The sequence below is a fragment of the Bremerella cremea genome (genome assembly GCF_039541315.1).
Lineage (GTDB): Bacteria > Planctomycetota > Planctomycetia > Pirellulales > Pirellulaceae > Bremerella > Bremerella cremea.
In genome coordinates this window covers 520583-545777 of the sequence record NZ_BAABFZ010000005.1, presented here as the reverse complement: position 1 = coordinate 545777, position 25195 = coordinate 520583, and the positions used below count along the sequence as shown (strand labels likewise).

The 25195-nt window shown below is 55.7% G+C and carries 16 protein-coding genes; 9 read left to right on the top strand and 7 right to left on the bottom strand.

The window, feature by feature from the left end; translation table 11 throughout:
• Positions 1 to 14: 14 nt before the first annotated feature.
• From ABD890_RS19105 to ABD890_RS19080, 6 genes are all read left to right on the top strand, one after another.
• Positions 15 to 911, top strand: coding sequence for a PfkB family carbohydrate kinase (locus tag ABD890_RS19105; RefSeq protein WP_345093543.1), 897 nt, complete (start codon positions 15 to 17; stop codon positions 909 to 911).
• Positions 912 to 971: 60 nt separating this feature from the next.
• Positions 972 to 3104: an HAD-IIB family hydrolase gene (locus tag ABD890_RS19100; RefSeq protein ID WP_345093540.1), complete on the top strand. Its 2133-nt coding sequence runs from the start codon at positions 972 to 974 to the stop codon at positions 3102 to 3104.
• Positions 3088 to 5073: an alpha-amylase family glycosyl hydrolase gene (locus ABD890_RS19095; protein ID WP_345093536.1), complete on the top strand. Its 1986-nt coding sequence runs from the start codon at positions 3088 to 3090 to the stop codon at positions 5071 to 5073. The genes ABD890_RS19100 and ABD890_RS19095 overlap by 17 nt, the downstream gene beginning before the upstream one ends.
• 273 nt (positions 5074 to 5346) lie before the next feature.
• Positions 5347 to 8760: a transglutaminase family protein gene (locus tag ABD890_RS19090; protein ID WP_345093534.1), complete on the top strand. Its 3414-nt coding sequence runs from the start codon at positions 5347 to 5349 to the stop codon at positions 8758 to 8760.
• A gap of 51 nt (positions 8761 to 8811) precedes the next feature.
• On the top strand, positions 8812 to 11361 hold the full coding sequence (locus ABD890_RS19085; protein WP_345093531.1) for a circularly permuted type 2 ATP-grasp protein: 2550 nt from the start codon (positions 8812 to 8814) through the stop codon (positions 11359 to 11361).
• A 17-nt stretch (positions 11362 to 11378) separates the two neighbouring features.
• Complete coding sequence (locus tag ABD890_RS19080) at positions 11379 to 12338, top strand: transglutaminase family protein (RefSeq protein ID WP_345093529.1); 960 nt, start codon at positions 11379 to 11381, stop codon at positions 12336 to 12338.
• 145 nt (positions 12339 to 12483) lie between these two features.
• On the opposite strand, the gene ABD890_RS19075 is transcribed toward ABD890_RS19080, so the two are convergent.
• Both ABD890_RS19075 and ABD890_RS19070 read right to left on the bottom strand, forming a co-directional pair.
• A complete protein-coding gene (locus ABD890_RS19075; RefSeq protein ID WP_345093526.1) occupies positions 12484 to 13434 on the bottom strand; it encodes an alpha-E domain-containing protein in 951 nt (316 codons plus the stop codon).
• Between the two features lie 16 nt (positions 13435 to 13450).
• The gene (locus tag ABD890_RS19070; RefSeq protein WP_345095046.1) at positions 13451 to 14833 is read right to left on the bottom strand and encodes a circularly permuted type 2 ATP-grasp protein; all 1383 of its coding nucleotides are present in this window, start codon (positions 14831 to 14833) and stop codon (positions 13451 to 13453) included.
• A gap of 643 nt (positions 14834 to 15476) precedes the next feature.
• On the opposite strand from ABD890_RS19070, the gene ABD890_RS19065 reads away from it, so the two are divergent.
• Positions 15477 to 16574 (top strand): alpha/beta hydrolase family protein, encoded by a 1098-nt coding sequence (locus tag ABD890_RS19065; RefSeq protein ID WP_345093523.1) that lies wholly within the window; start codon positions 15477 to 15479, stop codon positions 16572 to 16574.
• A gap of 97 nt (positions 16575 to 16671) precedes the next feature.
• Here ABD890_RS19065 and ABD890_RS19060 read toward each other — a convergent pair whose 3' ends face one another.
• On the bottom strand, positions 16672 to 17040 hold the full coding sequence (locus ABD890_RS19060; protein ID WP_345093520.1) for a hypothetical protein: 369 nt from the start codon (positions 17038 to 17040) through the stop codon (positions 16672 to 16674).
• 495 nt (positions 17041 to 17535) lie between these two features.
• Here ABD890_RS19060 and ABD890_RS19055 point away from each other — a divergent pair, with 495 nt between their 5' ends.
• Together ABD890_RS19055 and ABD890_RS19050 are read left to right on the top strand one after the other, a co-directional pair.
• Complete coding sequence (locus tag ABD890_RS19055; protein ID WP_345093517.1) at positions 17536 to 20019, top strand: heavy metal translocating P-type ATPase; 2484 nt, start codon at positions 17536 to 17538, stop codon at positions 20017 to 20019.
• Positions 20020 to 20250: 231 nt separating this feature from the next.
• Complete coding sequence (locus tag ABD890_RS19050) at positions 20251 to 21261, top strand: hypothetical protein (RefSeq protein ID WP_345093514.1); 1011 nt, start codon at positions 20251 to 20253, stop codon at positions 21259 to 21261.
• A gap of 180 nt (positions 21262 to 21441) precedes the next feature.
• Here the strand turns inward: ABD890_RS19050 and ABD890_RS19045 are convergent, their stop codons facing one another.
• The 4 genes from ABD890_RS19045 to ABD890_RS19030 all read right to left on the bottom strand — a co-directional run bounded on the left by ABD890_RS19045 (position 21442) and on the right by ABD890_RS19030 (position 25136).
• Positions 21442 to 21888 carry a transthyretin-like family protein gene (locus tag ABD890_RS19045; protein ID WP_345093511.1) on the bottom strand — a complete coding sequence of 149 codons (447 nt, stop codon included), beginning with the start codon at positions 21886 to 21888 and terminating at the stop codon, positions 21442 to 21444.
• Between the two features lie 8 nt (positions 21889 to 21896).
• Positions 21897 to 22871, bottom strand: coding sequence for a DUF1559 family PulG-like putative transporter (locus tag ABD890_RS19040; protein WP_345093507.1), 975 nt, complete (start codon positions 22869 to 22871; stop codon positions 21897 to 21899).
• Positions 22872 to 23043: 172 nt separating this feature from the next.
• Positions 23044 to 24288, bottom strand: coding sequence for a hypothetical protein (locus tag ABD890_RS19035; protein WP_345093505.1), 1245 nt, complete (start codon positions 24286 to 24288; stop codon positions 23044 to 23046).
• Positions 24289 to 24521: 233 nt separating this feature from the next.
• Positions 24522 to 25136 carry a class I SAM-dependent methyltransferase gene (locus ABD890_RS19030; RefSeq protein WP_345093502.1) on the bottom strand — a complete coding sequence of 205 codons (615 nt, stop codon included), beginning with the start codon at positions 25134 to 25136 and terminating at the stop codon, positions 24522 to 24524.
• Positions 25137 to 25195: the final 59 nt, after the last annotated feature.

The window sequence follows — 25195 nt, the reverse complement described above, 5'->3', positions numbered from 1 at the left end:
CTAGACGATTCAACGTGTCGAAACTGAATTCTTCTCGTTCGCCTCTGATCCTGGGCGAGGTCCTTTTCGATTGTTTTCCGGACGGTCGTCAGGTCTTGGGGGGCGCTCCCTTCAATGTTGCCTGGAATCTGCACGGGATGGGATTCGCGCCAACGATGGTTTCTTCCATCGGCAAAGATGATGCCGGTCAGAAGGTTTTCGACGCGATGACCGAGTGGGGCATGCGAACCTCGCAGATGCAGACCCGCGACGACACGCCAACCGGAGCGGTCGAAGTGACCCTCAAGGGAGGCGAACCTGCCTACGATATTTTGCAGGACCGCGCGTGGGATTACATCGAACCGCCGGTGATCGAAGACTATTCCGAGTTTTCGTATCTCTATTACGGCAGCCTCGCCTATCGCAGCGAGAAGACGGCGGAAACGATCCGCACGTTAATTGAACAAAGCGGTCTACCCAGGTTTGTGGACCTGAACGTTCGCCCTCCGTGGTTCGACGAATCGTGGGTCGAGGTGCTCGTTAAAGAAGCGGATTGGCTGAAATTGAACCACGAGGAACTTCAGCGACTGACCGGAATTTCATGCGATTCGACTGACAACGTCCGGCGAGCAGTCGATAAAGTCCGTACGGCGCACAAAGTCGCCAATTTCTGTATCACATCTGGCTCGAAAGGAGCCTTTCTTGCCACAAACGATGGTGATGGCATTGAAGTTGCTGTCACTAAACCAGATCCTCTCGTCGACACAGTCGGTGCTGGGGATGGATTTGCATCGGTCCTTCTTGCAGGACTGATTTCGGGCCGCCCTTTGCGACAGGTTGGCGATGCGGCATCCCGATTCGCCGGAAAAGTGTGTCAAAACCACGGAGCGACCTGCAACGATAAGTCGTTCTACACCGACGTCTTGGCGTAATGGATTCCGAGGTGCGACACGTGCTTCCAACAACCAACAACCTCCGAAGAATGACTCTCTATGAAGATCGCTCTGATAAGTTTGCACGGCTTAATCCGCGCCAACGACGCAGAATTAGGACGTGATGCCGACACTGGGGGCCAAGTCAAATACGTCTTGGAACTGGCCGCCGAATTAGCCAAACAACCCGGCGTAACGGAAGTCGAGCTGTTAACCCGACAGATCATCGACGATCGGGTCTCCGACGATTATGCCCAGGTAGAGGAACCGATCTGCGAAAACGCGAAGATCGTTCGTATTCCCTTTGGACCTAAGCGATACATCCGCAAAGAATCGCTTTGGCCGTATATCGAATTCTTCGTCGATCAAACGCTCGCTCATTTCCGTCGCGCTGGCCTACCAGACTTGATTCATGGGCACTATGCCGATGCCGGTCTGGCAGGGGCCCAGTTGGCGCGCCTCTTACACATTCCCTTTGTCTTCACTGGACACTCGCTCGGTCGCGTCAAGCAAGAGCGACTTCTTGCGAAGGGAAAATCACTCGAAGACCTGGAACGCCGTTATCGCCTCGCGGCGCGAATCGAAGCGGAAGAAGTCGCGTTGGAAACGGCTTCGATGGTGGTCGCCAGCACCAACCAGGAAGTCGAACAGCAGTACGAGAAGTACGAAAACTACGTGCCGGATCGGATGGAAGTGATCCCGCCAGGTGTGAATCTCACCGATTTCGCTCCGCCAAAGGCAGACGAAGATACCTACCGGATTGGCCCAGCGATTGAACGCTTCCTCCGCGATCCATGCAAGCCGCCGCTGATTGCGATGGCTCGACCAGACGAGCGTAAGAACCTGGAAATGCTGGTTCGCGTTTATGGAGAAAGTAAACGTCTGCAAGAACTCTCGAACCTGGTTCTCGTGATGGGTACGCGTGAGAACTTGAAAGACCTGGCACCTGCCCAGCGGCGAATTGTCGAGAGCATTCTCGGCAAGATCGACGATTACGACCTGTATGGATCGGTCGCCTACCCGAAGATGCACACGCCCAGCGATGTGCCCGATATTTACCGCTGGGGAACGCAGCGCCGCGGTGTGTTCGTGAATCCAGCGTTGACCGAGCCGTTCGGCCTCACGCTGTTGGAAGCGGCAGCTGCCGGGATGCCGATCGTCGCCACGAACGATGGCGGACCTCGCGATATTATTGCCAACTGCCACAATGGTTTGCTGGTCGATCCCCTCGATCCCGAAGCGATCGAGAAAGCCTTGCTGCGAATGCTCACCGAGCCGAAGCAGTGGGACGAATGGTGCGAGCAGGGGAAGGCAGGGGCCGAAAAGCATTATTCGTGGGCGAACCACGCGAAACGCTACTGGCGCGACATCAACGACATTCTGGCCCATTCCGCCGAACCGGTCCTGGCTTCCAGTTCCAAGATTCGCCGGATGCCGAACTTCGATCGCTTGATCATCACCGATCTCGACAACACGCTCACCGGCGACGATCAATCGCTGCGGGAATTTCTGGAAGTGATCCGCGAGCACGATTACATCGGATTCGGCATCTCGACCGGGCGTCGACTCGACAGCGCGATGGAGCTGATTGAAGAGATGAACCTGCCACGTCCCGATTTGATCTGCGCAGGTGTCGGTACCGAGTTGTACTATGGCGAAAGTCTCACCAGCGACCGGACCTGGAGAAAACAGATCGGCCTGCACTGGACTCCGGACAAGATTCGAGAATTGTTTGAAGGTGTTGAAGGGATCTTCGTGCAGGAAGACTTCCAGCAGTCCGAGTTCAAAATCAGCTTCGATCTCGATAAATCGGTTGGGCCATCCATCCCACAGGTGAAGCGAATCCTTCGCGAAGCCGGCATTCGTGCTCGCGTCGTGTTTTCGCGGGACATGTACCTCGACATCATTCCGAATCGAGGCGGGCCTGGCGTGGCCGTGCGACATGTGCTGTATAAGTGGGGATTTTCCCCCGAAAAAGTGCTGGTTGCGGGGGATAGCGGCAACGACGAAGGGATGTTGAAGGGAAGAACGCTTGGAGTGGTTGTAGGGAATTACAGTCCTGAGCTCGAGAGACTAAGGGACTGGCCCCGGATCTATTTCGCCGAAGGACACCATGCACGAGGTATCCTGGAAGGAATCAACTATTACCAGTTTCTAGACAACATCACGATACCCAATGATCGTCACGAGTAGGAATGGACAACACGATCCACTGCAAACCGAAGCGGAGATCTCGCTCAAGCGGCTTCTTCCGCGACTGGAAGCGGTTTGGTCGGAAGAAGAGACGCAGAACGGACTAGCGCGTGATTTCACGCAGCGGTTGATCCACGAGTGGCCTCGTCTGTTCCGGTTGCTCTACACGCTTTATAACGGCCGGTACGACTTCTTCTATCATCTGGAAGAAATCTTGTTCACGGCCGCACGCGGGTGGAAACAGCGTGGCGACGAGCTGCGCGAGCAAGACGATCACCGCCGGAACGACCCGACCTGGTTCGAGTCGGAACGGATGGTGGGTGGTGCGCTCTATGTTGATCTGTTCTCGGAAAACCTGAGCAAGCTGCGCGAGTGCATTCCGTACTTCAAAGAACTCGGCTTGACGTATGTCCACCTGATGCCGCTTTTCGCCGTGCGCCCTGGCGACAACGATGGTGGCTACGCGATTAGCAACTATCGCAGCGTCGACCCTCGGCTAGGGACAATCGAAGACCTGCAGCTGCTGGCGGACGAGCTCCGCGCGGCTGGCATCTGTCTGTGTCTCGATTTCGTGTTCAATCATACGTCGGACGATCATTACTGGGCCCAGCATGCTCAAGCTGGGGATGTCGAGTATCAGCAGTATTATTACTGCTTCCCCGATCGCCATATGCCCGATCAGTACGAGCGAACGCTGCGAGAAATCTTTCCGACGGTGCGTCGTGGCAACTTCACGTGGCACGACGGAATGCAGAAGTGGGTCTGGACTACCTTCAATAGCTTCCAATGGGATCTGAACTATCATAATCCCGCCGTCTTCCGGGCAATGCTGGAAGAGATGTTGTTCATCGCGAATACCGGTGTCGACATTCTTCGTCTCGACGCGGTCGCTTTCATCTGGAAGCAGATGGGAACCAACTGCGAGAACCTGCCAGAAGCGCATCTGCTGATTCAGGCGTTCAACTGCCTGGCCAGCATCGCCGCGCCTGGGCTGGTCTTCAAGTCAGAAGCAATCGTCCATCCGGACGAGGTGGTGAAGTACATCGGTGCGAATGAGTGTCAGATTTCGTACAACCCAACCTTGATGGCGCTGCTGTGGGAGTCGCTGGCAACACGTAATACGCGACTGCTGAAGAAGTCGCTCAGTCATCGCCATAAGCTTCCCATCGGGACGGCGTGGGTGAACTATCTTCGTTGTCATGACGACATTGGTTGGACATTCGACGACGACGACGCCGGCCAACTTGGAATTAACGGCTATGACCACCGTCAGTTCCTCAATCAGTTCTACACCGGGCAGTTCCCTGGCTCGTTTGCCCGTGGGGTGCCTTTCCAGCACAATCCGACCACCGGCGATATGCGGATCTCAGGGACGTTGGCTTCGCTGGCCGGCCTGGAGCAGGCGATCGAATTCCACGACCCGAAGCTGATCGAGATGTCGGTCCGGCGGATGTGTTTGCTGTATGGCATCACGCTCAGCATCGGCGGTATCCCGCTTCTTTACCTGGGTGAAGAGTGGGGCATGTTGAATGATTATGATTTCGTGAAGGATCCGGCCAAGGCGGGGGACACCCGTTGGATTCATCGTCCGAAGATGAAGTGGGAGTATCTGCAAGACTTCCAGCAGGATGTCGACGAGCAAAATGGTGGGGCAATTCGCGGGAAAATTTTCCGCAAGATTCAGCGTCTGATTTCGTTACGAAAAAAGCTTCCGTCGCTGGCTGGCCAGGGGATGGACCTCGTTCCGATCGATAATCCTCACGTTCTGGGGTTTGTGCGACACAACGAGGGAAATCGGACACTCATTCTGGCAAACTTCACCGAAGAATCGCAGCGTGTCCCGGCCAATAACATCCGGACCGGTGGGTTGGGCCGATTTTTCCAGGATTTAATCTCGGATGAAGAAATCGCGACGCATGATGATCTAATCATGCAGCCTTATGGGCTTCTATGGCTAGAACGGATCTAGCGGGGCAATTAGGCTGGTGCTGGCTCGGAATTGGGCCCCATGTGCACAAAATTTTAGCACCTGTCAGCAAAACCTGTTCTAAGTGGTAGGTTTCTGGCGTCACTACGCATTTGGCCCGTCATTTGCAATCCGGTTAAGCGGATCGTGCCAAATGCAGGAAGGCGGCACTGGGTACCTTGTTTTGTTCGAATTTGTCGAGCGTCCGGGTCGACTATTGCCTTCATGCACCCCGTGGCATTTCTCTCCCGCGATTCGACTTCCTTTGAGGCTTCTATGGCGATCCTGACGGCGCTCCATCACTCGACCAAATACACTTACGACCGCAAGATCGGTCTGGGGGCTCAGACCATCCGCTTGCGTCCAGCCCCGCATTGCCGGACGCCGATTCACAGCTACTCGCTGCGGATCAGTCCTCAGCCTCACTTCATGAACTGGCAGCAAGACCCACACGGCAACTTTGCGGCCCGTGTTGTCTTTCCAGAAACGGTCGACCATTTTCAGGTCGATGTCGACTTGATTGCCGAAATGACGGTGATCAACCCGTTTGACTTCTTCCTCGAGCCTGACTCGGAAGAATATCCGATCACCTATCAAGAGCCGCTGAAGACTGACCTGGCTCCCTTCCTGGAGGAAGAAGAGCATGGTCCGCTGCTGACGGAATACTTGAAGGATATCGACGTCACTCCGCGTCGAATCGTCGACTTCCTCGTTGCCCTGAACCAGAAGCTGCAGAACGACATTGAATACACGGTCCGCATGGAACATGGCGTCCAGACGCCTGAAGAGACGCTCGAAAAGCGACTCGGTTCGTGCCGTGACTCTGCCTGGCTGATGGTGCAGATCTTGCGTCACTTCGGTTTGGCTTCGCGCTTTGCGTCTGGCTACATCTGTCAACTGAAGCCTGATATCAAATCACTGGACGGGCCCTCCGGGCCTGAGCAAGACTTCACCGACTTGCATGCCTGGACGGAAGTTTTCCTTCCAGGGGCAGGTTGGGTTGGGCTCGACCCAACTTCTGGATTGTTTGCCGGTGAAGGGCACATTCCACTGGCATGTACGCCAAATCCAATCACCGCCGCGCCGATCTCGGGAACGCTGGAAAAGTGTGAAGTCGAATTCGAGTTCGACATGAAGGTAACGCGCTTCCACGAAGATCCTCGCGTTACGAAGCCGTACACCGACGACGAATGGAACAGCATCCAATCGCTTGGCCACGAAGTGGACGAACACCTCAATCGTGTTGGCATCAAGATGACGATGGGTGGCGAGCCTACCTTCGTTTCGATCGACGACATGGAAGGGGACGAGTGGAACACGGCCGCGGTCGGGCCCACCAAGCGTGGCCTGGCCGATAAGCTGATGCGTCGTTTGTTCAAGCGATTTGGTGAAGGTGGGTTTTTGCACTACGGTCAGGGCAAATGGTACCCTGGCGAATCGTTGCCACGCTGGGCGTTCCGATGTTATTGGCGTCGCGATGGTGAAGCGATCTGGCAAGACCCGTCGCTCTTCGCCGAAGATGGCGTCGACTATGGTCACGATTCCGATACGGCAATGCAGTTCACCCGTCGCCTGGCCGAGCAGTTGGGCGTTGAACCGAACCATGCCAGCTACGCCTATGAAGACGCCTTCTATTACACCTGGATGGAACGTCGGTTGCCGGTCAACGTCGACGTCCACGATTCCAAGCTAGAAAACAAAGAAGAGCGACTCCGGATTGCCAAGGTCTTCGAGCAGGGGCTCACGGCGCCGGTTGGTTGTGTGTTGCCGGTCCGTTACCTTTGGTGGGCCGCTCAGCCTTGCTGGGAAAGTGGCGAATGGGTCGTCCGTAGCGACGAACTGTTCTTGATCCCTGGCGACTCCGCGATGGGTCTGCGCTTGCCGCTTCACTCGCTGATCTATGAGACAGAAGGGCAAACGGCGGCTCTCTTCCCGCTCGATCCAATGGGCGAGATGGCTCCACTTCCAAGTTATTCGGAGTTCATGTCCCGTCGTTCACCGGCGATGGTAGGAGGCGACTCCGGCAAGCCTTGGTCGATGAAGACTTCCGCTGGTGAAGAATATCGAACCGCGGCCCGTTTGCAAGGAATGAGTGGTCAGAGTCTTGACTCGGATCAGTTCTTCTCGCCAAACGACTGGGGGGGCGATGGCTCGACCGCCCAGATCAACCACGTCGTTCGCACGGCCTTGTGTGTCGAGCCTCGCAACGGCTGTCTGCATGTCTTCATGCCACCGGTCGATCGGATGGAAGGTTACCTCGAACTGCTCACCGCAGTCGAAGCCGTCGCGACCGAAATGGGAACGCCGATCTGCATTGAAGGTTATTTGCCACCGCACGACGACCGAGTGGAACATCTAAGCGTGACGCCCGACCCAGGTGTGATCGAAGTCAACGTTCATCCCGCGAATAACTGGCAAGAACTAGTCGACATCACCACCGGTGTGTACGACGACGCTCACCACACCCGCTTGGGAACCGAGAAGTTCAATCGCGATGGAACTCATACCGGCACCGGTGGTGGTAACCACGTGGTGCTGGGTGGCCCCACGCCGATGGAAAGTCCTTTCCTGAAGCGACCTGATATTTTGCGAAGCCTGATTGGCTATTGGCACAATCATCCATCGCTGTCCTACTTGTTCAGCGGCAACTTCATTGGGCCGACCAGTCAGGCACCACGTGTCGATGAAGGTCGTCGCGATTCAATCTACGAATTGAAGATCGCCTTCGAGCAGATCCCCGATAAGGGGCAGTTTTCGCCTTGGTTGGTGGACCGGGTTTTCCGCAATTTGTTGACCGACATCACCGGCAACACCCACCGGGCCGAGTTCTGTATCGACAAGTTGTTTTCGCCTGATAGCAGTGCCGGACGCCGCGGTTTGTTGGAGTTCCGGGCCTTTGAAATGCCCCCACACGCGCAGATGAGCCTGACCCAGCAGTTGCTGTTGCGGGCTTTGATGGCTCGTTTTGCCGAGCAACCCTACAAGGCGTCGCTGGTCGATTGGGATACCAGTCTGCACGACCGCTTCATGCTGCCGCATTTCAACTATCAGGACTTTGCTGAGGTTATCGAGGAAACCCAGGACGCCGGTTTCCGCCTCGAACCCTATTGGTTCTTGCCTCACTTCGAGTTCAAATTCCCCAAGGTAGGGGAATTCACTCATCGAGGGGTTCAGGTTGAACTGCGAAAAGCGATTGAGCCATGGTATGTCCTCGGAGAAGAAGCAGGACAAGGGTTTACGGCACGGTACGTCGACTCGTCGCTAGAGCGAATGCAGGTTAAAATTCGGGGAGCAATTCCTGGCCGGCACTACTTAATGTGTAATGGCCGACGCATTCCGCTGCATCCGACCGGTACCGAACAAGAATTTGTCGCAGGCGTACGTTATCGAGCTTGGCAGCCACCTAGCTGCCTGCACCCCACGATTCCCGTGGATGAGCCGTTAACGTTTGATCTGTACGATGCTTGGTTCCAACGAAGTTTGGGTGGTTGCCGCTACCACGTAGGGCACCCGGGGGGGAATAACCCAGATGCCTTCCCGGTGAATGCCTTCGAGGCCGAGTCGCGACGCGGCAATCGGTTCGAGAAAATGGGGCATACACCTGGTTATGTTGAACTTCCGCCGGACGAGTCCTCGAGCGAATTCCCCTTCACGCTCGATTTGAGACGGGGTAAAACCAAGCATCTGTAACCCCACGCAGGGAATGCGTAAACACCTCATTTTGGACAGCCCGAGGTTTCGGTGACCAGAATCCCCGCACAAAACGATGCGTCCGCCGATCTGTTTGCGCCGTATAAGCCAATTCCTGACATATACGACGAACTACATGACGGATCGAAAATTCGCCCCTATTGGCAGAGCTTTGTCGATGGGATGAGAGATATCGGCGCTGGCGAGTTCCAGCGTCGATGGCAGCAAATGCAGAAAGTTCTCGAACGCACCGGCATGGCTTATGTCGGTGCCGGGATCGGCAGCCCGGAACAAGATCGTCGTGCCCGACCCTGGGAACTCGATCCGCTTCCGGTTTTGTTGCCGGCCGCTGAATGGGAACAAATTACCCGCGGCTTACGCCAGCGTGGACGGCTGCTTCAGCTGGTCCTACAGGATCTGTATGGCCCACAGGAACTAATTCGTAGCGGCATCTTGCCGGAAGACGTGTTGTTTCGCCATCCAGGCTTCTATCGCTGTTTTCATGGGCAGAATCCCCCTGGGAATAATTATCTGTATTTCTACTCCGCCGATCTGTCTCGGTCGCCCGACGGCAATTGGTGGGTTCAAGGGGATCGGACCGAGTCTCCTTCTGGCAGCGGCTTTGCGCTCGAAAACCGGATTATTCAATCCCGTTTGACGCCAAGTCTCTTCCACAAAGAGAACGTCCAGCGATTGGCCGGCTATTTCATGATGGTGAAAGAAGCCGTGCTGCGAGCTTGCTCGCGAGTGACCAACCCGCGCGTCGTCATCCTGAGCAACGGCGCCGAGAGCCCGAATTATTTCGAGGACGCCTATCTCGCCCGATACCTTGGTTACACACTGGTTGAACCGGCCGACTTGGCCGTCCGCAGCAATCGCGTGATGCTGAAGACATTGGGCGGGCTGTTGCCGGTCGATGTCATTTTGCGGCGTCCGAACAGTGACCAGTGCGACCCACTGGAGATTAGTCATTCGACCGGCGGCATTCCGGAGCTGCTTCAGGTCTGCCGAATGAAAAATGTCGTCGTGCTGAACCCACTTGGGTCAGGCATCGTCGAGTCGCCGATCTTCATGACTTTCATGCCACAGTTGTGCACGCACTTGCTGGGCGAGCCGTTGATTTTGCCGGGCGTGGCAACGTGGCGTTGTGGTGATCCGGATGCGCTGAAGTACGTGGTCGAACACATCGACAACCTGGTGATCAAGCCAGCCTATCGACGCCGTGGATTAAAGTCGCCCATCTATCGGGTGCGGCAAGATGGCGATCGCGAAAAACTAATTCGCATGATCCAGGCCGATCCGCACATGTACATCGCCCAGGAGCAAGTCGTTCGCTCGACCAGTCCGGTCTATTCTCGCAAGGGGCTACGGCCGGCGCATATTGCCTTGCGGTCATTTGCAGTGCTGGGGCAAAACGAATTCGAGGCGATGCCTGGCGGGCTGGTCCGTTTGACTGGCGAACTGGAGCCCCTCGAAGCTTCGCTGCAAGTTGGCGAACGAAGCAAGGACGCGTGGGTGTTATCGTCAGCCCCGATTGCGCGGGTTAGTCTCCTGAAACAGCCTGATCACGTGGTCGAGCTGAAGCGAACCGGTGGCGAACTGCCGAGCCGGATCGCTGAGAATTTGTACTGGCTCGGACGGAATCTGGAGAGAGCAGACGTAACCGCTCGTATCTTGCGAACCACCATCTCGCGGCTCACCAGCGAAGAGCAACTGAGCGAGATGCCCGAAGTGGTCATCCTGATGCGAACCATGGCCGAGATGGGAATCATCGAGACCGGTTATGGGGTCGCCGAAATGCGGATGCAGTTGCCGCCGATTGAACGCTCGCTGGCGGCAAATATCTTCGACGAACAAAACCCAATGAGTTTGCGTTCGATCGTGACGCAGATTTTCCGGCTCACTTCCCGCAGTCGCGACCGTGTGTCGGCCGATAGCTGGCGAGTGCTGCACCGGGTCGATCAGAGCTTCAAGCCGCCATCAACCGGATACTGGGATTTGTCCGACTGTTTGGCCCTGTTGGACGACCTGATCCTCGACTTGGCAGCGTTTAGCGGTATTATCTCGGAAAGTATCACGCGGACGCAGATCTATCATTTCCTGGACATGGGCCGCCGGATGGAACGTGCGACGCAAAGTTCCAAGCTAATGCGGAATTGCCTGGTCTTGCCAAGCGGTGATCTGACAGCGATCTTAGAGGCGTTGCTAGAGATCTCGGATAGCTTGATTACCTATCGCTCGCGTTACCTGGAAGAAATGCACCTCGGGGCAGTACTCGATTTGCTGGTGACCGACGAAACGAATCCCCGTTCGATCTCTCGGCAATTGGCCCAGTTGCTCGATCACGTCAACGACTTGCCAAACGTCGCGAATCATGCCGGATATACGGTGGAACAGCGTCTGGCGATGTCGCTTCTGCACGAAGTGCGGATGTTTGACGTGACGAGGGTAAGGGCTCCTGATGCCTTGGTGGCTGGCGAATCGTTGCACTTGTTGCTGCAAGAAATCGAGTCGCTTCTGCCGAAACTATCGGACGTCGTGAGTCAGCGCTACTTGGTTCACGCGATGCCTCAGTCCCACCTGGTCGAGATTCGCCCCTAGTTGGAACGCTGTAGATCGTGCGATATCAAGTTCAGCACAAGACGACCTATCAATACTCCGAGCCAGCCTCGGTAGCCCACAACCTGCTGCACTTGCGGGTTCCGACGACGCATCGTCAGACCGTGGAAGATTTTGGCGTCATTGTTGAGCCCAAACCACGATCGGTCGTGACGCGTACCGATTACTTCGGCAATCAGGTCCACTACTTCGCGCTGAGCGAACCACACAACGGGATGACAATTACGGCAACCAGTCGCGTCGCCATCCGCCCAGTCGTGCCGATTGCCTCTTCCCCTAACTGGGAAGAGCTTGCCGCTCAGGGACGCAATCGAGCGTTTCCGCTCGAGGTTCGCCAGTTCCTGTTTCCTTCGCGACATATCCGACTGCTGCCGATCCTGGTGGAATATGGCAAAGCTGCGTTTACACGCAATCGTCCGATCGTAGAAGCGGCAATGGAGCTGACCACGCGGATCTTCACGGACTACAAATACGATTCCAACGCAACCACCATCAACACACCGTTGGAAGATGTCGTCCGGCAACGTCATGGTGTTTGCCAGGACTTTGCCCATGTCGGAATCGGAGCGCTAAGGGCGCTCGGTCTGCCGGCCCGTTACGTCAGTGGCTATCTCCGGACTGAACCGCCACCCGGAAAGCCGCGTCTGATTGGGGCCGATGCTTCGCATGCGTGGTTTTCGGTATTCTGTGGCAACGAGCTCGGCTGGATCGACTTCGACCCAACCAACAAGGTGATGGTCGGTACGGACCATATCACGCTGGCGAATGGTCGCGACTTTGAAGATGTCTCGCCAATCCAGGGTGTGGTCATGGGGGGCGGTACCCGAACGATGCAGGTCGGTGTCGATGTGATGCCACTGGAAGCCAAACCAGCTCCAGCGGCGTCGAACGGGACCGGGCAACCGCCATCCCAGGCACAATCGCAGTCTCAGACTCCCAACCGCGGGCAGGCATCGTAGCCAATCAACATCGGCCAGATTGGTATTGGATGTCAGGCCTCAAGAAACGAAAGAGCCTCAACGAGGCGACCGAAATTAGCAACGTTCGGTCGGCCGCCTCGTTGAGGCTCGTTCTGTTTTACCCCAGGCTCTTCGCCGCAGAAGATTAAACCGTCTGCAGGCTGAAGAATGTCGTGCCGATCGATTCACCGACGGCATTCAGTCGCGTCTGGAAATCGTCGATAAATTCGTGGAGGCCACGTCCGACGATATCGGTAGCACTGGTGAAGGCGAACTCCGCACGGAGTTGACCAAGTCGTTGTTCCGGCAAGTTCGTAAAGCCTTCGATATCGCTGCCGGTGATCGCGTGCAGCGATTCGTTGGCACGCGTCAGGCAGTGCAGTACTGCTCGCGGGAACTCTTTATCGAGCATCAGGAAGTCGACCACGTTCTGCGGAACGATGCGGCCAAATCGCTGACGATACATTTCGTAGGCACTCGCCGATCGCAACAACGCTCCCCACTGAAGGTCGTCGAAGGCGCTGCCCACATGCTGTGGACTCGGCAGCAAGATGTAGTACTTCACATCCAGGATACGCGAACTCTTGTCGGCACGTTCCAGAAAGCGTCCCAGTTGGCAGAAATGCCAACCTTCGCCATGCGTCATCGTGGCATCGGTCACCCCGACGAACTGCTGACCTGAATTACGAACCGCTTCATAGAAGTCGGGCAAGTCATCCAGAATGCCTTCGGCATCGCCGACGTCTTTGACCATCAGGTAGAAGCGGTTGATGTGCTCCCACATTTCAGCCGAGATCCGCTCGCGAATGCTTCGTGCGTTCTCGCGGGCTTTGATCAAACAGGTGAGGATCGAGTTCGGGTTGTTGCGATCGAAAGTCAGAAACTCGATCACATTCCGTTTACTCGCCTCGCCATAGGTTTTGCTGAAATCTTCGTCGTCGCCCGTGGTAGTAACCAGCGGCAACCATTGCTGATTGCCTGCGGTCGACAGGTCCATGCTGATATTCAAATTGACGGCGATGAAGCGTGCGACCGCTTCTGCTCGTTCGATATATCGACTGGTCCAATAGATAGAGTCGGCTACGCGACTTAACATGAGGAACCTTTCTCTCCTACACGACCCAGGTGTCTTTGCTTCCGCCACCCTGGGAAGAGTTGACCACGAGCGAACCCTTTCTCAGGGCCACGCGAGTCAGTCCGCCGGGCAATACGTAGATGTCTCGTCCATAGATGATAAACGGTCGCAGGTCGACGTGCCTACCCTCGAGGTGGTCGTCGATAATGACCGGTGCACGCGAGAGGGACAACGTCGGCTGAGCGATGTAGTTACGTGGATTGGCTTTAATCAGTTCCACGAACTTGGCGTGATCTTCCTTCGTCGCACGGGGGCCGATTAGCATCCCGTAACCGCCTGACTCGTTGGCCGGTTTGACCACCATGTCGGCGATATTCTTGATCACGTGATCCCGCTGAGAATCGTCCCAGCAAACGTACGTCGGCACATTCGGCAAGATCGCGTCTTCGCTCAGGTAATACTTGATCATGTCCGGAACGTAGGCGTAAATCACCTTGTCGTCCGCAATCCCGGTGCCGGGGGCGTTCGCCAAGGCGACATTGCCGGCGCGGTAGGCGTCGATGATTCCAGGCACACCCAGCATCGAATCCTTACGGAAGACGTGCGGGTCGAGGAAGTCGTCGTCGATTCGACGGTAGATCACATCGACCGGCTTCAGGCCCTTGGTGGTTTTGGAGTAAACCTTGCGATCGCGAACGACCAGATCCCGGCCTTCCACCAGGTCGACACCCATTTGCTGAGCCAGGAACGAATGTTCAAAGTAGGCGGAGTTGTAGATGCCCGGGCTGAGGACCGCCACGGTTGGCTTTTCGATATCGGTTGCCAAGTAATTGAGGGCATCGAGCAACTGGCTGCAGTAGTCGTCGACCGGGCGAACGAACTGGGCCTCGAACAGGCCTGGGAACGTCTGCTTCATCAGTTGACGATTTTGAAGCACATACGACACGCCCGATGGGCAACGTAGGTTGTCTTCCAGCACGTAGAACTCGCCATCGGAGTCACGCACCAGGTCGGTACCGGTGATATGGCACCAGATCCCGTTCGGCGGCTCGAGCCCGACACACTGCGGGCGGAAGCTACTGGCCGAGGTGACCACGTGTTCCGGAATGACTTTGTCTTTCAGGATCTTTTGATCGTGGTAGATGTCGTTGATGAACATGTTGAGCGCGACGATACGCTGCTTCAACCCTTTCGAGATCCACGACCATTGTTCACCTTGAATAATGCGGGGAAGGATGTCGAACGGAATAATGCGTTCGGTCCCTTCCTGCTCGCCATACACGTTGAACGTGATCCCGAGTCGGATCATTGATCGTTCGGCGGCGGTCTTTCGTTTGCGAAGGTCGGTCGACGTCAGCTCTTGAATATGCTGGTACAGCAACTGACAGTTGGTCCGGGGAGAACCGCCTGGCGAGAACATCTCGTCATAAAACTCGCCTACGTCGTAATTGGCGACGAGGTTGGGCTCGGAATGCCCTTGTGACTGCGTTTGCCCTTGCACGTCATTCTTCTCCTAATGAGAAATCCAGTGGGGCCAGATTTTACCGCCGGGGAGGAAAGATCGTCTTGGCTGGACGATGCGAATTTTGCCTGTGGTCCTCCCATGGGCAACGATGCCAAACAGAAGCATTTGTCGTGCCAATACAAAAATTGTCCCGCTAGAATTTTCTTCCTAAGTCGCGATTCCACGGCAATTTGCGATGAATTGTTATCGGCGATCTCTTCGTTCGGACGATTTTTGCTTGCCTATTAAATGAGCAGCAGTAAGGGAATTCGTTTTCCCTTTAGGCCATCTCGATCTGGCGACGAAAACTGCTCGTTTCGGCACGAGCCGGTCGTTAGAATGACGGTCCCACTTAAAACCTCATTCCCACCGAGCTCCCGCCATGCTTTATCGATCTTGTCTCGTGCTTCTCGTGATCCTTTCCCTCGTCTTCGTCCATCGTGGCGCGAATGCGAACGATACGATCACACCTTCGCCCAATCTTCCTGAATCACAACCCTGGAATTTAGCTAAACTCTCCAAAGCTCCAGAGTTCGCGTGGATCGATTCGGAAAGCGCAGTGCGTTCGTTGACATACCAGGGCGAGAACTTCGAAGGGCATCCGACCCGTGTCTTCGCCTATTATGCGACACCTGGAACCGTTTCGGGAGACAAATCCCGAGATAAAGATCTGCCAGCGATCGTATGTTTGCATGGCGGTGGCGGAACGGCCTTTCGTGAATGGGCCGAATTGTGGGCCAAGCGAGGTTACGCGGCGATCGCCATGGACCTGGCTGGGGCACGTCCGAACGAAGGAACGAATCCTCATCAGCAACAGAACCGAACGCGACTGACCGACGGGGGACCGAATCAGGGAGACGAGCATAAGTTTCGTCGCATCAGCGACGACGTACAAAACCAGTGGCAATACCATGCCGTGGCCAACGCATTGCTGGCCCACTCGCTGATTCGCAGCTTTCCGGAAGTCGACCCAACTCGAACGGGCGTGACAGGCATTAGCTGGGGTGGGTATTTGACCTGTATCGTCGCGGGCGTCGACTCGCGATTTCATGCAGCGGTGCCGGTCTATGGCTGTGGCTATCTGACCGACAACAGCAAGTGGCTCGATCAGTTTGCCCGGATGACGCCTGAACAAAAGCAGCGTTGGCATACGCTGTGGGATCCGAGCCGCTATCTGCCAGCCGTGACGATGCCGATTCTGTTTGTGAATGGTACCAACGACTTCGCCTATCCGCTGGATAGCTATATGAAGAGCTATAACGCCGTCCCCGGCGATGTGTTCAAGCAGTTGGCAGTCACCGTGAAGATGCCGCATAGTCATCCCGCTGGCTGGAACCCGCCAGTGATCGGCCGCTTTATGGATCAGCAACTGAAGAATGGGCCGAAGTTGCCAACGCTGGGCAAGCCGGTTGTAGGCAAAGAAGAGGTCCGTATCGCCATCGCCGGTGAAGGGGTGAAGTCGGCGGCCATTCATTGGGCGACGGACGACCAGGTCATCAACGCCCACGACTGGATCACAAAACCTGCCCAAGTCGAATCTGGGACGGTGACTGCGGAACTTCCACCCGCAGATGCCAAGGTGTGGTTCGTCACGGTTGAAGTGGAAGATGGCAGTGTGATCAGCAGCGTGATCGAGATTGCCAGTCCGGCAAAATAATGGACCGGTTCAAGCCCGGCTTCCTTCTGTGGTGGAAGCCTGGCTGCACGAAGAGATGTTGGATGAGAAGGTTTTCAGGCGGGCAACGTTCCGGCAGTTAAGTCTGCCAATTCGATTGGACTAATGCCTCGGCGCTTACGATCCGCGGGCATTTCCAATTGTGCTTCATCATCCAATCAAAAAACTGCGACTCGACTGCGATGTGATAATTGCGAATGTAATAGATCACATCGCCAGACCAGCACCACTCGCCGTCACTGTAAACATCGGGCGGGCCAATCGGTAACGAGCCGTCGGTAAATCGGTCGTAAGCCGATCCACCTGCCTCGAACAACATGGTGCCCTCGCTTAGATATTGCAGTACCTGGTCCTCTTCATCGAGAGGTCCCATCATCTGCAATTCACGCAAATCTTGGAGAGCTACACGAGGGCTGCTCTCCTCGAAGAATCCAAACCGCTTCAACATGGGTCATATTCCTCCGCACCACCCATGGCGAGTCGATTGCGAACTACGGCCGGGTGACGATCGAGATGGGGAAAAGAAAATTCCGGTCGCCAGCCATCGTCTGAAGCTGGATCGAACCGGCGGATGGCAAAGCCTCCCGAGCTGTCCCGTTGTTAGCAATTGTCTCCACGAAGGTTTCCCTCCGGGGCCCTCATTGGGAAGTGTAGCAAAGCATTTCATTGCGGGGCAAAGAAATTTCCCCGGGAAAGAGGATTCCTCGCTACCAGGATGGCCGCTTATTCCCCCTGAAAAAAGGGGCATAAAATCGATCTCGTTTGTGACCGAAGTCGTCGCCAAGGAAGAATCGCCCGCGATACGAATCTTTCGCCAGTCAGGCGGCATCGAAATTAACGTATTGCAGGAATAGAATTTGCGGTTTGAACCCGTACCTATTCGAGTGCGGGTTAAGGGCGAGCGCGGTTAATCAAACGCTCGTGATATGGAAAGGCAACAATTATGGCAACCGATCCTATCTGCGGCATGACGGTCGCGGAGTCGACACCTTGGACAACGACACAAGATGAGCAAACGTTCTACTTTTGCTGCGAGGGATGTCTGAATAAGTTCCAAGCGCAGGGAGGCAAGGTGGATGGGCCGGCCGAGCTTGTCACGCTCGGCGAGGCACCGGCCCAGAAGGGTTGTTGTGGCGGCGATTCAGGACATGCTTCGTGCGGGGGCGGTGGGCATCATCACGGACACCACGCAGGGCACCAAGGCCGATCCAATTCGTCCGCCAAATATATCTGTCCCATGTGCGAAGGTGTCGAAAGTGACAAGCCCGGCGATTGCCCCAAATGTGGCATGGCGCTGGAACGCAATCAGCCTGTCGGTCCGCAGACCAAGACTATCTATACCTGTCCAATGCATCCGGAGGTTCGCCAGGACCATCCCGGTAGTTGTCCGAAGTGTGGTATGGATCTCGAGCCAGAGATGGTCACCAGTGACGAGGACGAGCCAGATCCAGAACTAACCTGGATGACGATCCGTTTTTGGGTCGCTGCCGCGCTGACCATTCCTGTTTTCGCCATGGCGATGCTGCCGATGGTTGGTGTTGAACTGGGAATCCCTGCCGATGTCTCGCGCTGGATTCAAATGGCCATGGCCACGCCGGTAGTGGTTTGGTGTGGTTGGCCATTCTTCGTTCGCGGGGCGAAGTCGATCATGACGATGAACCTGAACATGTTCACGCTGATCTCATTGGGGGTGGCAGCGGCGTACCTGTTCAGCTTTGTGGCAACCGTCTTCCCAGATGTAATCCCCGACGAATTCAAGCATGGGGGCGAAGTGCCGGTCTATTTCGAAGCGGCCGCCATGATTGTGGCGCTTGTCCTCTTGGGCCAGGTTATTGAACTGCGAGCCCGTAAACGAACCGGTAGTGCGATTCGCGAGCTGATGAATCTCGCACCTCCGACAGCTCGTATCGTCGAGAGTGGCAAAGAGCGCGAGGTCCCGCTCAGCCAGGTTCATGAAGGGGCCGAACTGAAAGTGGTCCCAGGCGAAAAGATTCCGGTCGATGGCGAAGTGATCGATGGTAAATCGACCGTCGACGAATCGATGCTGACGGGCGAAGCCGACCCGGTCACGAAGCAGAAGGGAGACCAGGTCATCGGTGGCACCGTGAACCAAGGTGGCACGTTGCGTCTACGAGCAACGAAGGTGGGCGAAGACTCCGTCCTCTCGCAGATCGTGCAAATGGTTGGTCAGGCCCAGCGAAGTCGTGCCCCGATTCAGCGATTAGCCGATACGGTTTCAGGTTACTTTGTCCCGGCGATTGTCTTGTCGGCCATCGTCACCTTCGTGGTCTGGGCAATCTGGTCGCCGGCTGAGCCGCGTCTGGCGTATGCCTTGCTCAATGCGGTGGCGGTGTTGATTGTGGCTTGCCCATGTGCCTTGGGATTGGCCACCCCGATGTCGATCATGGTCGGCGTTGGTCGTGGAGCGAAGGAAGGTGTGCTGGTTAAAGAGGCCGCGGGACTCGAGACCTTGCAGAAGGTCGACACCGTCGTCGTCGACAAGACCGGGACCTTAACCGAAGGCAAGCCATCGCTCACCAGTTTGGAACCACAAGAGGGTTTCGACGAAGAAGCGTTGCTGAAGTTCGCCGGCGCCGTCGAGCAGAACAGCGAACATCCGATTGGACATGCCATTGTTCAAGCGGCGAAGGAGCGTGAGATCGCACTGCCTGCAGCCAACGAGTTCGACTCGGTAACCGGGCAGGGGGTCGTTGCTCAAGTCGATGGGCTGAAAGTTGTTTGTGGGAAGCCTTCACTTTTGAAAGAGCAGGGGATCCACTTCGACGCGACGCCATCTGCCGAAGGAACCAAAGTCTATCTCGCTGTCGGAGGTAAATACGCCGGTGCGTTGATCGTGAGTGACCCACTGAAAGCGACGACGCAGTCGGCGATCGATGCCCTGCACGAGATGGGGATTCGCGTGATCATGATGACCGGCGACAATCCTCGTGTTGCTGAGGCAATTGCGAAGAAATTGAAGATTGACGATTTTCAAGCTGACCTTTCTCCCCAGGACAAGCACGACCGCATCGAGAAGCTACGGAAAGAAGGCGCCGTGGTTGCAATGGCAGGCGACGGGATCAACGATGCTCCGGCGTTGGCTGCTGCTGACGTTGGAATTGCGATGGGAACCGGCACCGATGTCGCAATCGAAAGTGCCGCGATCACATTAATGGGGGGCGACCTGAACGGCGTGGTCAAAGCATTCCGCTTAAGTCGCAACGTGATGCGGAATATCCGGCAGAATCTGTTCTTCGCGTTAATCTACAACGGTCTCGGCGTTCCGGTCGCGGCTGGCGTGTTGGTGCCTATATTTGGCATGCACGCACTTTTGAATCCGATGTTCGCCGCGGCCGCGATGAGTTTCAGTTCGGTGAGTGTGATTGGCAACGCATTGCGTCTGCGTGCCACGCACCTGACTGAGTAATCCGACCTCGACTGCCGCGTGCGAAGTACGGCAAACCGAACGAAGTGGGGTGTCGTTTGTATCGATTGCCCCCTGGATCTACTAGCAAAGGATGAACGCGCGTTAATCTGTGAGGTCGCTCACAAAAATGTCTCTCGCGAATGAAACAACGGTCCGAAAGTGATTGCAGGAGGCGGTATTCCACGGAGGGGTAGCCTCACGTTCAGGGGAAGTCACTTAAGGCGGAGTATCATGCGAGTCTCAATTGGACGGATGGTGTTAGGCTTAGCAGCCATCCTAGGCACAAGCGTCGGTCTGCATACGGTCAATGCAGGCGAATTGTACGAACCAAGCGACATGACCGTTTATGATGGTTACGAGTCTTGCTGTGCCTGCGACAGCGGTTGCGAATGTGGCGACCTGAGCCTGTTGAACCTGGTGAAGCCGAGCGATCATTGCTTCGACGACTTCATCAGCCCGATGATCAACTTCGTCTTCTTCGAAGATCCTCGTAACGTTTCGGAACTGCGTCCGATCTTCGTGAACCATTGGGTTCCGAGCACCATCGGCAACAATATTTCTGCCGGCGGTACGGTTCAGCTGTATGCTCTGCAGTTCCGTGTTGCTCTGACCGATCGCTTGAGCGTGATCGCCACCAAAGATGGTTACATCGTCGACAATACGGAAGGCACGCTCGATACGTTGATGGACGATGGTTGGGCAGATGTCTCGGCTGGTTTGAAATACACTCTGCTGCGAGATCCTTGCGAAGGTCGCATCTTGTCGGCTGGTTTCACCTACGAAATGCCAGTCGGAAGTCGCCAGGCACTGCAGGCTCAAGGCGACGGCGAGTTCTACTTCTTCCTGACCGGTGGTCAGCGACTGTGGGACGGCAATGCTCACATTCTGTCGAGCGTTGGCTACCGCCTGCCTGCCGATACCAGCGTTCAATCGCAAGCCATTCAATGGTCGAATCACTTCGACGTGAAGCTGACCGATCGCATCTATATGTTCACCGAAGTTGCCTGGTGGCATTGGACCGGTGACGCCTCGAACGGCCTGCCCCTGGGCGTTTCGGGTGCTGACCTGTTCAACCTTTCCAGCACCGACGTGGCTGGTAAGGACCTGGTCACGCAGAACGTTGGTTTCCGCTTCAAGCCAACCGGTCACTTAGAAACGGGTATCGCTTACGAATTCCCACTGACCGGTTACAAAGATCTGACCGAAGGTCGTCTGACGGCCGACATGATCTTGCGATTCTAAACGTCGCATCCGTTCACCGGCGTCGATCGGACGTCGGTGCAGAAAAACTCACCGCCGCCAACCTCCCGGCCGAAAGATTTCATCGACGGCCACCAGGAAACGAAAGAAGCCGTGATCCAAAAGCTTGCTTGACAAGCTCCGGACACGGCTTCTTTTTATTTCTTGGGATCTCGATCGAGGCTACTTGCTGGAGAGCTCGAAGTTCGCCTCCGAAGTTCCCCACGAAGTGACGTCGTACGAAAGCTCGGTCCCTTCGTAGTAACGCTTCGGTAGATACTCTTTTACGAGGATCACGTCGGGGTTCTCTTCATCACGAACTTCGCCGCAGATGTAGACCGTATGCGAACCGACCATCGCGCCAGGCTTGCCGGTGGTGGTCGCCAGTTCGTAGTGTCCTTGATCGTCGGTTAGGCAAAACGAAGTCGGCCCGACGATCGCACTCTCGCCAACTTGTTTTGGCGAGAAGATCACGCGAGCCATTCCCAGCGGTTTGCCATCGAGTGTAACCACACCTGAAACCGGAGCACACGGAAACGGCTCTTTGGCACAACCGCTCATCCCCACGAGGAGCATCGTGGCAACGCAGCCAACGGCGGTATGTCTTAGGTACGCGAGTTTGGAGTTCATTCTAGGCATTACCATTCTCCAATCACTTTGCCATCGGAACGGCGAGCCAGACCGGCGACCGTTTCCCAGGCCGTGTATTCGCTCAGGAACTGAACCGAACCATCGGCCATCGTCACGTTGACGCCACCTGGATGTTGGCTGGTTGCTCCGTAGACCGGACCATAGGTTCCTGTAGGCAGATTGATGCCGTAGTACGTGTTCTCCGTCGCCGAGCCTGGAAAGCGAGCATGAATGTGATTGCTGCCACCCACGCCATACACCTTCGGCACCCCAATCCAGATCGCTCCGCCTGCTTCGTACTGTCCGCTCCCACGCGTGCGGACACCATCCCGTTCGGTGAAGTAGATCGTGTGGCTGGTTCCGTCAGTGAAGTCGCGGAACTTCAAGTCACTACCGTAGCCCGAGACACCACCAGTCGTGCCAGACTTGCTGAAGATCGCACCATTCGGAGATGCTGTGCCATAGTTGGCAACGTAATTCGACTTCGCCATCCGATCGGTTTCAGGCTTGGTCGTATCTTGCAGATAGTGATCCTGGTAATAGAACCGATTCAGCGGTGGGCTGGCATCGGAAGGACAGACATAGGCCGAGATCTCGTGCTGCGCTTCGGTGGCGGTCCAAGGAGTGGTGAAATCAAACGAGTCGTGCAGTGCGGACTGTTCGATGAAGGGCAAAATGAACGTTCCCCAGCCATAGCCGTTTTCGGCGTTGTTCCAGTCGTAAGGGCTTGCTCGATACGAAGCATCATCGGGATGCAGATAGCCAGGAGGAAACCTACCGAAGTTGTCGTGATAGTTGTGAACCGCCAGCCCAAGCTGCTTCATGTTGTTGGTGCAATGCATCTTGCGAGCCGCTTCGCGTGCTTGTTGCACGGCTGGCAGCAGCAGCGAGATCAATACGCCGATAATCGCGATCACGACTAGTAGTTCAACCAGCGTGAACGCTTTCGGCTTCCGGCAAAAACATCCATTTACCTCATTCATCTTGAAAGAGTCTCCACAAATTTCAGGGACGAAAAAAATGAAATGAAGGGGCTTAAGCATCGGGAGTGGTGGGTGTTGCATGAATGGGGCTTAAGCGAAATCGATGTTTAACGGTCAGCGAAATCCTTTTCAAAAACAGCCGAAGCCTCCGGCTCCGCAGAATGGAATCGATCTAGGAAGGCGCATCTGGGGCGATCAGCTCGCTGGTGATCGTGCATCCGTACAGCGGATACTCGACACGCAATCGCCAGCATTCGTATTGCGAGACATCAATCCCGGCGTTCTGGCCGATCTCGGTCATCATCTGCGGATAGTCACGAAAGCCTTTGATCGGCTTGGGACCTTTCCCCAGGAACTCCATCTCGAGCCGACTGGGCAACGTTCGTTCGATCCCGGCGGGCGCGCGATGGTCGGTTAGCGAAGTACCGACCATCACGTGCACGTTGGGAAGCCAGTCAGAGGCGAAGCCCGGTTCGATCAACTCATCAACGACATACGCCTTGATGGGAAGATCGATATAGCGTCGCGTACCGAACTGGCGTTCGCGGCTTTCAGGATTCGGAATGTTGTAGTAGCGAGTACCGAACATCACCGTCGATTCGGCGGTCGCTCCTACTGCCCCATTCAACAAGTTCCCGTAAACCCAGCCGTTGGGGCCTTCGACAATTTCAATCTGTGGCACGGATGGTTGGCAGTACGAGCTCAACAGATGCTTGTCGTACTCTTCGTCCCCATCAAATGTTGTGCGGGCAATGTCTGACTCGTAGGTAATACCATCATCGGCTTTGCGAATCGTACGGGACTGGTAGACGTTGATTCGCTCCATCTCCCACAAGAGCCGCAAGTCGATCAACCCGCCAACATTGAAAGCTTCCATGGCGTCGGCATTGTCTGGCATCTTGCGAAGGATCGACGAACGCAACATCATGCCGGCTTGAACCCCCAGCATGTGGCTCATACCGCGGAAGACGTTGCGCCGGTGTTGCAGTTCCTTGGCATGCCATTGATCTCCCTGGCCAGCGGCCGAGATCATCGAGTTAAAGCAAACCCGATCGCCTGAATGTCGTTGAACAAGATCCTCGAATGCTTCATGTGCGGTTAGCAGGGCATCGGTTGTATCGGCTTCGACACCTAATGACTGGGCCCCTTCGACGAACCGATTCATCGAGACCCGCGACGGGACCTGGGCTGCGTTTTCGAGCGGTTGCGAAGATTCCGACACCTTCAACAACTGCCAGGCCAGTGTGCGATCAAGCCCGAGCATTCGCTCGAGGTCGCCTGACTTCTTGACCCCTCCCAGGCCTAGCATGACCGAGGTAAGCCGCGTTTGCAGCTCGGCGAGCACTGCCATCGACTCCGACAGAAAGTCGGACGAAGTAGTCTGTCGCGATCGAGTTGTTCCTGAAGACGGACTCACGATACCTGCCTGACTCGGGGAAGGACACCCACTACCGAAAAGCTGGGGAGTTGCTTGCTACAGCATCGCGATATCACGACGGAAATGACAAACCAAACCAATCGGCAACGCCTTAATTTGCTCCTAGCATGTGTTTTTAAAAACAGATTGTAAATACACAATCGAACGCAGAACGCCAATTTTTAAAAACAAATCTGATCGTGGTTGTGCCCAGTGCAGGGGGGCAGAATGGCTTATCTCGCTGGTTTTGACGCAACAAACTGCGTTACGTAGGCATTGCCGGTATGAAATGTCCCTTCCATGACATTTCGTTCTAACTCCGCCTGATGCGGGATTTGCATTCCCTGGAAGCAGAGTCGAAGGCTTTCGAGCGTGACCAGCATGTCGACGTCTTTCGGCCCGCCGGTTCCATATTCAAGTTGCCGCGGATGGTAAGCCTCGAGCAGAAAGACCCCGCCTGGTTTAAGGGCTTCGACGAGCCGCGGATAGATACTTCTGCGGGAAGCGGAATCGATATGAGCAAAGATCGAAACGATTGCGTCCCAACGTTCGACGCCGTAATCAAAGTCGTTCAGATCGCTGATCGTGTAATCAATCGTCACGTTATTCTCCGCCGCAAGTTGCTCCGCCTTGCGTTTACCTTCGGTGGAAAGATCGACAGCGCTGACCTGATGCCCCTCTTGTGCCAGAAACAAGCCGTTGCGACCTTCCCCTTCCGCAAGGCAAAGCACCTTCCCGCTTGGCGGAAAATAGAACGCCGAAGCCTTCAGGAACGCGTTGGGCTCTTTGCCATAGATGTATTCCGACTGGCCGAATCGTTCGTTCCAAAAAGATTGCGTATCCATCATGCATTCCTGGCGGTTTCAATCGAAAGGTAACCAAGCGACAAGTCGCCACAGCCTTCGAT

Excerpts from the sequence above, each read along its gene's own strand:
- ABD890_RS19100 (WP_345093540.1), top strand. The coding sequence starts at position 972 with ATGAAGATCGCTCTGATAAGTTTGCACGGCTTAATCCGCGCCAACGAC.
- ABD890_RS19095 (WP_345093536.1), top strand. The coding sequence starts at position 3,088 with ATGATCGTCACGAGTAGGAATGGACAACACGATCCACTGCAAACCGAA.
- ABD890_RS19090 (WP_345093534.1), top strand. The coding sequence starts at position 5,347 with ATGGCGATCCTGACGGCGCTCCATCACTCGACCAAATACACTTACGAC.
- ABD890_RS19075 (WP_345093526.1), bottom strand. The coding sequence starts at position 13,434 with ATGTTAAGTCGCGTAGCCGACTCTATCTATTGGACCAGTCGATATATC.
- ABD890_RS19070 (WP_345095046.1), bottom strand. The coding sequence starts at position 14,833 with ATGTTCTCGCCAGGCGGTTCTCCCCGGACCAACTGTCAGTTGCTGTAC.
- ABD890_RS19060 (WP_345093520.1), bottom strand. The coding sequence starts at position 17,040 with ATGTTGAAGCGGTTTGGATTCTTCGAGGAGAGCAGCCCTCGTGTAGCT.
- ABD890_RS19055 (WP_345093517.1), top strand. The coding sequence starts at position 17,536 with ATGGCAACCGATCCTATCTGCGGCATGACGGTCGCGGAGTCGACACCT.
- ABD890_RS19050 (WP_345093514.1), top strand. The coding sequence starts at position 20,251 with ATGCGAGTCTCAATTGGACGGATGGTGTTAGGCTTAGCAGCCATCCTA.
- ABD890_RS19045 (WP_345093511.1), bottom strand. The coding sequence starts at position 21,888 with ATGAACTCCAAACTCGCGTACCTAAGACATACCGCCGTTGGCTGCGTT.
- ABD890_RS19040 (WP_345093507.1), bottom strand. The coding sequence starts at position 22,871 with ATGAATGAGGTAAATGGATGTTTTTGCCGGAAGCCGAAAGCGTTCACG.
- ABD890_RS19030 (WP_345093502.1), bottom strand. The coding sequence starts at position 25,136 with ATGATGGATACGCAATCTTTTTGGAACGAACGATTCGGCCAGTCGGAA.